The sequence below is a fragment of the Modestobacter altitudinis genome (assembly GCF_005930475.1).
Lineage (GTDB): Bacteria > Actinomycetota > Actinomycetes > Mycobacteriales > Geodermatophilaceae > Modestobacter > Modestobacter altitudinis.
Map to the genome: position 1 here is coordinate 24,703 of NZ_SJEW01000010.1, position 10,516 is coordinate 35,218.

General features: G+C 68.1%; 10 protein-coding genes. 1 reads left to right on the forward strand and 9 read right to left on the reverse strand.

The genetic code is table 11. The annotated features are described in order from the left end of the window. Positions 1–339 precede the first annotated feature (339 nt). On the forward strand, positions 340–1,083 hold the full coding sequence (locus FHL79_RS05835; RefSeq protein WP_138757679.1) for a hypothetical protein: 744 nt from the start codon (positions 340–342) through the stop codon (positions 1,081–1,083). 579 nt (positions 1,084–1,662) lie between these two features. Here the strand turns inward: FHL79_RS05835 and FHL79_RS05840 are convergent. From FHL79_RS05840 to FHL79_RS05880, 9 genes are all read right to left on the reverse strand, one after another. After that, on the reverse strand, positions 1,663–2,664 hold the full coding sequence (locus FHL79_RS05840; protein ID WP_171058040.1) for a caspase family protein: 1,002 nt from the start codon (positions 2,662–2,664) through the stop codon (positions 1,663–1,665). After that, positions 2,661–3,074, reverse strand: coding sequence for a TIR domain-containing protein (locus FHL79_RS05845; protein ID WP_138757681.1), 414 nt, complete (start codon positions 3,072–3,074; stop codon positions 2,661–2,663). The genes FHL79_RS05840 and FHL79_RS05845 overlap by 4 nt, the downstream gene beginning before the upstream one ends. 562 nt (positions 3,075–3,636) lie before the next feature. After that, entirely contained in the window at positions 3,637–4,119 is a 483-nt protein-coding gene (locus tag FHL79_RS05850; RefSeq protein WP_138757682.1) for a hypothetical protein, read from the reverse strand. Then, the gene (locus FHL79_RS05855) at positions 4,116–5,630 is read right to left on the reverse strand and encodes a type IV secretory system conjugative DNA transfer family protein (RefSeq protein ID WP_138757683.1); all 1,515 of its coding nucleotides are present in this window, start codon (positions 5,628–5,630) and stop codon (positions 4,116–4,118) included. Before FHL79_RS05855 ends, FHL79_RS05850 begins: the two co-directional genes overlap by 4 nt. Positions 5,631–5,653: 23 nt before the next feature. Next, a complete protein-coding gene (locus FHL79_RS05860; RefSeq protein WP_138757684.1) occupies positions 5,654–6,949 on the reverse strand; it encodes a serine/threonine-protein kinase in 1,296 nt (431 codons plus the stop codon). After that, positions 6,949–7,260: a hypothetical protein gene (locus FHL79_RS05865; RefSeq protein ID WP_138757685.1), complete on the reverse strand. Its 312-nt coding sequence runs from the start codon at positions 7,258–7,260 to the stop codon at positions 6,949–6,951. The genes FHL79_RS05860 and FHL79_RS05865 overlap by 1 nt, the downstream gene beginning before the upstream one ends. Before the next feature lie 142 nt (positions 7,261–7,402). After that, entirely contained in the window at positions 7,403–7,807 is a 405-nt protein-coding gene (locus tag FHL79_RS05870) for a conjugal transfer protein (protein ID WP_246080392.1), read from the reverse strand. A gap of 209 nt (positions 7,808–8,016) precedes the next feature. Then, positions 8,017–9,174, reverse strand: coding sequence for a M23 family metallopeptidase (locus FHL79_RS05875; RefSeq protein WP_138757687.1), 1,158 nt, complete (start codon positions 9,172–9,174; stop codon positions 8,017–8,019). Then, a complete protein-coding gene (locus FHL79_RS05880) occupies positions 9,171–10,478 on the reverse strand; it encodes a putative type IV secretion/conjugal transfer ATPase (protein WP_246080394.1) in 1,308 nt (435 codons plus the stop codon). The genes FHL79_RS05875 and FHL79_RS05880 overlap by 4 nt, the downstream gene beginning before the upstream one ends. Positions 10,479–10,516: the final 38 nt, after the last annotated feature.

The window sequence follows — 10,516 nt, forward strand, 5'->3', positions numbered from 1 at the left end:
AAGGCTCGCTCTCGTAACGCGCGTGTGCAACGGTCAGTTGTACTCTTACGGTCATTCAAAGATGACACGCCGAGTTGGACTCTAGCGCTCAACCTTTCAGCACTTCTGGCCGACGTTAAACTCACCCTTGTCGGATCAGAGGCCGAGGGCCAAGCGTTGCGCGACGCGTGGTTTCGAACTAGGCAAACCAAAGAGTCGTTCGAGCAGCACATTGAGTTTATCACCGCAGATGACAACTCATGGCGTAGGCACGTGGTAGAGGCTCTGGGAAAGGCGGACTGTGTCATCCTTCATCTCGCGCCTAAACGCAAGACATGGCCAATATTGAGGGTCCCACACATGCGTAAGGAAGGCTTCGGCGACTTCTTCTCCGCTCCACTTATGGATCTCATTACAGGACCCAGCGTGCTCCATGAGATCGCCTACCTGGAACGGCTAAACTTATTACCGCGCACAATCCTCTGGATTCATCGCTCTCATGCTGGCTACTTGCTCAGGATCATGGCGCACGCGCTTCCCCATGGCGGGGGCTGGTTTAAGAGGGTTGACGCCACGCACGTTCGTGCGCTTACTCCCAGACTGTCCGCACGCAACCGGCAACTCGGCAAGTTGTGCGGGAGGCATGGCATGGTCCTGCATCGCTCACGCGACGTAAAGACGTATCCGCGGCGATCCAAAAGTTTACTGGAGCTTCGCGACCAGGTTCTGCTGGTCCTCTCCAAAGAGAGACGCATCAAGAGTCACTTCCAGCCTACAACCAATGCCCTCGTGGGGAAATCCCCACTTCCCCGACGCCTCCCGCCTGATGGCGAACTGAAGGTCATACAGTTCGTCAACGTCGAGGATCTGATGCGGATCCCGCCCTTTCGCATTAGCGACGTCGATCCGGCTACGGTCTTGAAATCATTGTCGGCCGACTCGATTGCGCTTGGATGCCCGTCTTGCCAATGCCCTATCAAACAGATCTTCTTTTATACCCGAGATCGAGAGCATTCCATCGTTAGGGGGCGATGTCAGGAATGTGAAGGGTACATGACACTAGAAGATGATGGCACATTATTTCTCGCCACGTATCTGCTGTAGGCGACCACCCGTCTATGGCCGACTGCCCCGCCGAGGAACGCCACCCGCGCCACTCCGAATGCGGCCACGATTGGCATCTCACCTGCATGTGGCGGGCGATTTAGCGCCGACTGGCCCCTTCTGGCCAGACGACTCGAATGTCTCGTTCCCGTGCGCGAGCGTAGGCGACGACGTCCCCAGTCCCGCCTTTTCCGGCCGCTGGCTTTCCGTCCCAAACCGCAACGAGGATCTCGCAGCGGTCGACAACCTCGTGACCGGCGGCCAAGTAGGCGTCTTCGTCGGGTGTTGAGAAGGGCAGGATTGTGGTAGCGCCCGCAAGGGCTCGCAGGGCGGTATAGGCGTCCCGCGACGAGCTGGAGTCGAAGCTTTGCTCGTAGCTCTCGCTAGGGATGATGGCGTGCAGAAGGCCGCCGGCTGCAAGGACTGCGAAGCCGAAGATTTGGTCGGCGCCCTCCGCGAGGCTTGTGAGGCCGGTCAAGTCATCTTCTCCCTCGACAGCGAGGATGTCAGCGATGGCGACCGCGACGTTGCGTCGGGTGGGCGATGTCAGGCCTTGGTGACCGGTACACCCAATTCGCGTCACAGCAGACCTTTATCGGCCAGTCGCCAAAAATACCGCCCAAGCGGCGTCAGGTAGACGTGACCGCTTTCCATGGCCACCCAGTAGTGATCTCGCCGCTCGTCTGTGGTGACCAAGTTGGCGTTGCGCAGTCGTCCGACGTAGTCAAACTCCTGCTGCTCGACACTACCGGGGTTGCCCCGCTGTAGCGGTCGACCTTCACCTTCATGGGCGGGGCTCAGCTGCAGGCGGTGATCCTCTGACGGGAAGTGATCGGGAAGTCTGCGCAGCAGCTCACTGTCCAGCCATGGTGGTCCAATTCGCAATAGCACAGGTTCAGTAAGATAGGTCTTCAAGACAGGGCGCTGCTCCCAGGCGTCAAATGCCGGGCTGACGTAGCCATACAAGCTGAGCGCAGTCACGTTACCGCGGTGGTCAGTCGCGCCGCCCTCCAGGCCGTCTAGCAGTACCCGGGTGAACGCGCCATGCCCCCCAGCCTCTTGAGAGGGTTCGGTTCCGCGACTGGCAGCCATGATGGTGACATTCTCGCGCACGACGGCCTTGTTGAGGCGGAAGTTCTCGGCCACTCCTGCTGCCTGAAGTCCCGGAGTGTTCCCCGTGTCACCGCTGAAGCAGCAGTCCAAGAGGATGGTGACGCTGCGAGCAGGCGAGTCATTGGCCAGTGTGACCAAGTCGTTCATCGAGACGCCAAGGCTGTTTTGCGCGGCGTCCTGAGTGACGAGGTCTGCACCCCACAAGGTCTGCGCTCCGTGCCCCGCGAAGAAGAACAGCAGGTCGGCGTCACGGGCATTGGCGAAGAGGGCCGCTAGGGCGCCGCGCAGCCTGTGCCGCGTGATGGTCGCCGAACCCGCTTTACCGGTAATCAGTTCAGTGCGCCAGTTGGGCGACCCGTCGGCGTGCCGAGCGAGAGGATGGCTCAACGCGGTGGCGTCGGCGACGCAACCGGTCAGCGATCCGACGGTCGGGTAGTGATCAATTCCAACAAGCAGCGCGCGCTTCACGCGTTCTTGCCCTCCCCCATCATCTGATCGACGGCGGCGGCGATAAGGTTCCACCTCCACGCGATGGTGCGATTACGCTGTAGGCCTCCCGGCAGCGCGCTGCTGCTGCTGGCCCCGTCGACATAGACACCGAAGACGGGAACGTCGAGGTCCTTCGCCATCTCGATTTCCTTGACCACTCCGGTTGCCGTGGCCATGGAGGGTCCGACCAGGACGATGCACATGTTAGTGCTTGCCATCTTCATCTTAATCAACCGCTCCCACTCCGCTTGGGGTAGGGCCGTCTTGCTCGACCAGTCATGGATAGTGAAGGGCGTCGGCGAGTCACTCTTCGCCTGGCCGACGAAAAGAATCTTTGAGAGCTCGTTATGATCAAAGTCAAAACTGACAAAAGCGCGTGGGTCGGACATGAACTCCTCCTCGGTACAGGCAGCGGCTTGGTACCACGTCAAGCACGGGTACAAACACGCAGCGTTACGAGGCGCCCGACCCGAGCGGTGCCGGGTTTGGCCCCTACTAGCCTGCTCGCGCCGCTGGCTCGCGACCATCACCAACATCAAGCCGCCGCTTCGTTGCGTCCTTCGCGGTGGGCCGCCTTGCCTGAAGTGCCGTTGGACCGTGGTGATCCACAGGATGACGCGGACAGCATTCGACCCGCAGGCTGACGCAGAGAACGGATGGGCAGTCCCGCAGCAATCAAGGGGGCACCCGAGGACCCCGCGCCATACACCTCTGCGGGCTTACCTGCACCAGTGTGTCGTGAGGCATCTGCCTCACACTGTCGTGAAGCCGTGGCGGCTGTCCCCAAGGCCGCCCTCAGGGCGATGGTCGCCTTGACGCGCGGTCCCAGCCGCGGCGTCCTTGGCGTCACCGCGCAGGCCTCGGCCGACTGCTGCGCCTGAGTCGCGCCCGAGGCGCGTCATCCGGCTCTCTGCCGCATGCCCGCCGGCAAAGCGGCGGTGTCAGCGGTCGTCAGCTAGGACGAGACCCGAGGAAGGCCGAATAGCGGCTTTCGGCGGGCCAGGTCTGGTGTCGACCGGTGCGGCAGGTGCTCTCCCCGAGGCGTTCGACCATGCGGTCGCAGAACATCGGGAAGGCGTAGCGGTTCCACTCTTCGATCAACTCAGGACCGGCTGAGTTCTCCGCCTGCCAGCGCAGCACCGCCAGGACGGGCAGCTCCCGGGCGATGTGGGGATGGTGGGGCCAGCAGGCCGGGATCATTTGCGCGGGTCGCCAGGCGAACTCGTGATTCACCCAGGCGGCGACGCCGTGACACCAGGTCCACACCGCCGCGCTGAGCTCGCCACTGCATCCGGCCGGTTCCCACGGGCGCTCCAGGTCCGAGACGAGATCGGCTCGGGCCGGCCGCGCGGAGTCCCGTCGCCGAACGTCCGCAAGGAGTTCGAGCGCCCCGAGGACGGGGAGCGGCGGCGGCGGAAACGGCAGGACGTTCACCAGGAGTACTCATCGGGCAACTGCGCGAACGGCGAACCGGAAGCGTGGTCGTCACGGCCCGGGGTGAGTCGGTGATCGCGGGCGTAGGCCAGCGCCGCGGCGGTGCGCTCGGATACGTCGACCACCGCGGTGCGAGCCCGGGTGACGTGCGCGCGGGCGGCGTCCAGCTCGGCCTTCAACCGCTGCCCGTCCTTGCCGTCGAGGCAGCGCTGCAGCCTGGCGATGATGGGCGGCGCGGTGCCCGCGACCACGAGGGCGTGCCGCTCGGGCACGCGACGGATGTCGCCGGGGCGCAGCACCCGAACGTCCTCGCCGGAGCGGGACGTCCCGATTCCGCCGGGGCCGTCGGTGACGGTCTGCCGGCTGATCCGCACGTCGTCCAGGAGGTCGGACAGCTCCCGGTAGAAGTGGACGTCCTTGCCGCCGCCGAAGACGACAAGGGTGTTGGTGAGCCCGAACAATGAGCGGGCCTCGTCCTCGCCATAAGAGACGACCATCTGCTTCCAGGTCTGCGCGGCGTAGATGAACGACAAGCCGAGCGCGCGTTCGTTGGCCATCCGTACCCGCAGTGTGGGCAGCGGGGTGGTGGAGGGCAGTTCGTCGAGGCAGGCCAGGAAGCAGGGGGTCATCCGCCCGTGCGGTGAGGTGGTGGCGACCTGCAGTGCGGTGTCGAGGACGTGCTCGGCGACGGCGGTCATCAGCGGCGCTGCGGAGGCGTAGGGGTCGTCGCGGCCGAGGAGGTACACCGTTCCCTGCCGGGTGATCAGGTCGACCAGGTCGGTCGCCGGCCGTCCAGGCGACGGCACGCAACGGGCGCGGATGTCCGGCTGGAAGAACAGGGCCATGGCCTGCTGAACAGTGGTGACGGTGTTGCCGACGGTGTCCGGGCTGCCGTGCAGGGCACCGGCCAACAAACCGTCCCAGAAGCGTGCGGCGTGCGGGTGCTGCTGCAGGATCTCGGCCGGTTGCTCGGCGGCGACCGGGTTGGCGACCCATTCCAGGACGTGGTCCAGGGTGCGGCCGGTGAGCGCTGCTGCGTGCAGGAAGCCCTGCAGCACCTTGGCGGTCTCGGCGGCGTAGAACCGCGCTGCGTTGTCCTGCCGGCCGCCGGTGACCGCACCAGAGACCGTGCCGGCCGAGAACGCCTTCGCCCGTCGTTCAGCGATCTGCGGATCGACGCAGCCAGCGATCGGATCCCACACCAGTTCCGGGATCCCGGGGGCGGCACCGAACGGGTCCAGCACGGCAATCGGGCGTGGCGGGCCGCCGAGGTGACCAGGCTGCTGACGGCGTCCGGCAGTCAGCAGGAGGTCGTCGACCTTGGTCAGCGTCGCCAGCCCGGCGCCAAGGTGAGCCAGCAACGCCGGGGCCAGCAGGTCCAGTGTCTTGCCGGACCCCTGCTCGCCGTAGACACCGGTGGTGCGGTCGTACCGGCACCACAGCTCGACACCGCGCGGTCGGGAGGAACGGCCCAGCCGCCAGCCGACATCGGTGGGCTCGAACCGGGACATGCGCGTTGCTCTCCCCTTCTCCATCAGCGTGCCCGGCCCGGGCCGGGCGTCCGTCCGCGGGCCGCCTGGAGCTGCCGCTGCGTTTCCTGCGTGGCGGCGCTCAGCGCACTCGCTGTCTGCGGCTGATCGAGCAACGCCTGGTTCGCGGCCCACGCCCGGCGCGGGAAGCCGCCCGTCGTGCGCACGCCACCTTTGGCAGCCTGAGTCGCCACGGCGAGTGACAGCAGCCGGGCGTTGTGCAGGGCACCGGCGACCGGCTGCAGGTCGACGGCGTCGGCGCGGACCAGCCCGCCGGGCCGGTAGCCCCTCAAGTAGGCGGCTACCCGCTCGTCCCGCGGCGGGAGGTCGCGCGCGTAGGCCACGAGTGCTCCGGTGTCTGCCCAGGATCGGACGGAGCGGTAGAGCAGCTGGGTCGCCAGGGTCGGCAGATGCTGGGCCGCCGCTGCGACGACCGCCCGCAGCGGCTCCGCCCGCAGCGCTGATTCCAGCCCAGGGCGGCTGAGCGATGCGTGCACACGGATGGCCGCGTTCACGGCCGGCGGTACGTGCTGGTGCTGGTGGCGGCTGCCGTCGTCGTAGGGCCGCAACGCCGCACGCACGGCTCTCCACGCCTCCGCTGCTGTCGCCTGCCTGGCCGGCGACTCGGTGATGGGTCCGAGCCGTTGTGCGGCGTCGCTGAGCGTCTGGGCGCCGAGCGTGTACGCCAGCACCTCGGCGACCGACGGCGGCTCCGTCGTTCTGGCGGTGGCGTGGAGCAGGACCGCGACCGCATCCGGCACCACCCGCGCAGGGTCCGCACTCGCCGGAACCGAGGGCCCGGGAATGGGCCGGTCGAGGATCGCGACATGAGCCCGTGACGGGGGCTGCAGCGCTGCTGTCTGCTGGACCAGCACGGACTGGCGCTCGATCTCGGCGAGCCACTGTGCCGCTGGACCGGCGGGCAGGCCAGGGGCGATCACCTCGGCCAGCGGCGTGATGGTCTCGGCCACGACGGTGGCGGCAGCCCAGCGGGTGGCAACAGTGGTCTCGTCATGGAGGACGGCGAGGGTGTCGGCGGCGGCGGCCGCGAGCCTGGTCAGTGTTGACTCAGTTGCCGGAGCACGAACGGCCAGCTGGGTGCAGGCGGCGGCCAGTGCGGCGACCTGCTGCTCACGGCGGTCGCCAGCAGCTGGCGAGACGCCGTCGCGGCGCAGTTGGGCCAACGCGCGGCCCAGCTGCCCGATCGCGGTGCCTGCGTCGGCGCGGGACCCTGGACTGGAGTCGGTTGTCCGCGCTGTGTCGGCGAGGGTGTCGAGCAGCTGCCCGAGTGAGGTGGCCATCAGAGCGCTTCCCGCAGCGCCCGCCGGCCGTGCCGCGCCGCGGCCAGCACGTCGGGGTGCGCGAAGTTGTCGGCGTCCAGCCGGCCGAGGATGCGCAGAGCCTGCGTGACGAGCTGTTCAGGGTCGCTGGCGTCGGCGGTCGCGGGCACTGGGCCGCTGGGCACACGCAGAGCGGTGAGGGCGGCGAGGCAGTGCAGCTGCGCCGTCGTCCCTGCCTGCTCGTTTCGGGCAGCAGCGGCGAACAGAGCCGCTGCTTCTGTGCGGGCGGTGGCGAGTTCGCTGCTGTGGCCGCTGTCGGTGGGCAGTGTCATTGCAGGGCTCCTTCTGGTGGCGGAACAAACGGATTTGCGTCGGAGAGCGGTCGACGTTGCTTAAGACGGGAGCTGTGCACCGGGCCGGTGAGCGCATCTGTGGATGTCGTCAACACCTGGGGACCGCCCTGTTGACGGGCGCTCATCGACCGGCGCGACGTCGACCGTGGGCGGCCTCCGGGCGATAGCGGTCCGGGCGGATGACCGATCTGGCAGCGCGAAGCTGGCGGATTCCGAGGGCTTGCTCTGCCTCGTTGCGGCTGGCCATGCCGTTGCCGCGGGGTCGGAACCGGGCGATGCAGATGCCGACGGCGACCGCAGCCGCGAGAAGGGTCGCCTCGGCCAGTGCGATGCAGGCGTACGTCGGCACGGGTCGGGCGACCCTTCGGAGTTGCTCTGGAGGCAGGCCGCGCCCGGGCTGACCATGCAAGAGCCCGTCGAGGACCCGGGTGATCGTCTCGGTGCCGTGCGGCCACACCCAGCCACCGCCCCACAGCGCCGAGGCGAGCCCGAGGCCAGCCAGTGCTGCTAGGACGACGAGGATCACCGCCGCACCGGTTACGGCGACTGCCAGTTCCCATCCCCGGCTGAGCGGCTGAGGATCACGGCGACGCTGGGACGGCGTAGTCACGCGCAGGCCCCGGGGTGGTGGTGGCTGTGCATGTTCCTGGTTCGCCTCTCTGTTCATGCAACGTGTCGGACGGCGACGATCTGGTCCTGCCCGCGGTGGCCTCGGCCGGCTGGACCGGGACCTGGTCAGCCGGCGGTGGTGGCGGCGTGCAGGTCGACCCCGTGGTCGGCCAGCCAAGGCACGGGGTCCACGGGTGCGCCGTCGAGACGGACCTCGAAGTGGAGGTGGACGCCGGTGCTGTTGCCGGTGGAGCCCTGGAAGCCGAGCAGCGCACCTGCATTGACCCGCTGGCCCGGAGTGACGGTGTAGCCCGAGAGATGGGCGTACCGGGTGGTCACCCCGGCGCCGTGGTCGAGTTCGACGAGGTTGCCGTAGCCGGCCAGGTCGAGGTTGCCGTCGCGGTCGCAGTAGGCGCTGGTGCACGCGGCGGTGAGCACGGTGCCGGCCGCGGCGGCGTACACGGGAGTGTTGCGGGGCCCGGCAAGGTCGGCTCCGGCGTGCTGGCTGCCCCAGCGAGTCCCGAAGCCGGAAGTGAGGATGCCAGCGGTGGGCCGGGCCCAGGCTCCGTCCGGCACCGGCAGGCCGGGGCAGACACCGTCCAGCGCACCGGCCGGGTCAGCAGCCGCAGCCGCAGCTGCGGGCCACAGCATCGCGGTGAGCTGCCGAGCGAGCGGCTCCCAGCGGGTGTAGGCGTCCGCGGAGGCAGACACCTGCACGGCCTGCGCGGCTCGGGTCAGCGGGATGGTCTGCCAGTTGGGCACGTCGAGGAGCCGGGAGTAGAAGGCCTCGGCGGCATAGACGGGATCCATCAGCTGGCCGACGGTGCCCCAATTCGCGATCCAGCGCTGCTGGAAGGTGTTGACGCTGTCGTGGTCGGAGCCGAGTCCGTCGTGGGGGTAGGTCAGGCTGGTGGCGGTCACCCCGGCCTGCTCGGTGGTCAGGTCGGGGCTGCTGCCGTCGTTGGCCAGCATCCGCAGCCGCGACTCCTGCCAGGCGGTGGCCAGCGCCACCGTCGTGGCATACGGCGGTAGGTCGTGCGCGGCTGCGACGTCGGCGATGGTCTGCGCGTGGCCCATCTGGACGGCGTCCAGCGCGATGCCGGCGACGGTGACTCCGGTCCCGCCGGTCGAGCAGACCGATGATGCGGCTGGCGTACGCGCCGCTGGTCCGGCGAAGACCGCCAGCGGGACCAGCAGCAGGATGAGCGAGGCAAGCACCGGGATCACGAGGAACGCGGCCAGCCATGGCCACGCCCGGGGCACGCGCTGCGCCGCGCCGGTCACGCCGGGCCGCCTGTCAGGGCGTCGTTGGTGTCGGTGAGGGCGACGTCGATCGAGGTGCGGACGGTCTGCACCTTCGCGACGTGGCTGCCGACCAGCCACAGGGCTCGCCCCCTGGCTGCGGCGGCCCAGTCGGTGACGATGCGCTCGGCCATCGGGTTGAGGCCGAGCAGGTCGGAGAGCTCGTCCCCAATCTGCTCGTCCTGACCGAGCAGCACCTTGGTGGCGCAGAGATGGAGCAGGTCCTTGGCGATGGCCACCGCCTGGCTGCCAGCGTCGCCGATGGTGAGCATGTCCGACGGCTTGTGTGCCACGACTACCTGGATGCAGCCGTCGTTGCGGGACAGGCGCAGGTCAGCGTCCAGCGACTTGACCGCCTCCGTGCCCAGTCGCATCTGCTTCCAGCACTCGTCGCGGACGACGATCCGCATGTCCCCGGGCTCCGCCAGCTGGGTCATCGCCCGGCCCCAGGAGTTGAGGCACGTCAGCGCCACGCCGACGGCTTCGTCGCCGAGCGGGTCCAGCCGGGACAGGGACAGGGACTGGATCGGTGCGCGCCAGTCCACCGAGACGGTGGTGGGGGCGTCGAACAGGCCGGCCAGGTGCCCGGTGACCAGCGCGCCGAGGGCGTCACGCAGCGGCCGGGTCTCGTCGAGGAAGTGCTGCCTGGTGGCGTAGCGGCAGGCGTCGACGAGGTCGTCGGTGGGTGCGCGGAGCGCCTGCCACACCTGCGGGATGGTGATCTCACGCATGCGGTCGGCACCGTCGGAGTAGCCGGTCAGGTCACGGATGACCTGGCCGACAGCGGTCTCCGCGGTCGGTCCGAACGGCACGTGCTGCGACCCGACCAGACCCCGGATGAGCAGCAACCACCGCGCGAACACCATCGCCGCACGGCGTCGTGCCTCGGCGCCGGGCAGCCTGGTCCAGTCGTTGCCGAGAGGACCGAAGTCCAGCGGGTTGATCCGCGCGGGCAGGCCATGGCCGACCGCGTGCGGCTCGACCTGCAAAGCCCGGCACAGCGGCTCGTACTCGTCCTTGACGTCCCCGAGCACCAGCGTCCGATAGCCGTAGGCCATCTGACGCAGCGCGAACATCTTGACCGTGCCGGACTTCCCCCTCCCCGGCGCGCCAAAGAAGATCATGTTCGGGTTGGTGACGCCGGCGACGCCATTGAGCGTCCAGCCGATCGGGTCCGCTGAGAAGGCACCGCCGGAGAGATGGTCGACGCCCAGCAGCGCACCGGCGGGCGGCAACCCAGCACCGGCGATCAGCGGCCATATTCCGCCGACCTGCTCGGACGTCATCCGGTAGACGGCAAGCGGTGCGGGCACCGCCGTCCAGC

Bases quoted from the DNA above. Each gene is read 5' to 3' on its own strand.
- FHL79_RS05835 (WP_138757679.1), top strand. From the start codon at position 340: ATGCGTAAGGAAGGCTTCGGCGACTTCTTCTCCGCTCCACTTATGGAT.
- FHL79_RS05845 (WP_138757681.1), bottom strand. From the start codon at position 3,074: ATGTCCGACCCACGCGCTTTTGTCAGTTTTGACTTTGATCATAACGAG.
- FHL79_RS05855 (WP_138757683.1), bottom strand. From the start codon at position 5,630: ATGTCCCGGTTCGAGCCCACCGATGTCGGCTGGCGGCTGGGCCGTTCC.
- FHL79_RS05860 (WP_138757684.1), bottom strand. From the start codon at position 6,949: ATGGCCACCTCACTCGGGCAGCTGCTCGACACCCTCGCCGACACAGCG.
- FHL79_RS05865 (WP_138757685.1), bottom strand. From the start codon at position 7,260: ATGACACTGCCCACCGACAGCGGCCACAGCAGCGAACTCGCCACCGCC.
- FHL79_RS05880 (WP_246080394.1), bottom strand. From the start codon at position 10,478: ATGACGTCCGAGCAGGTCGGCGGAATATGGCCGCTGATCGCCGGTGCT.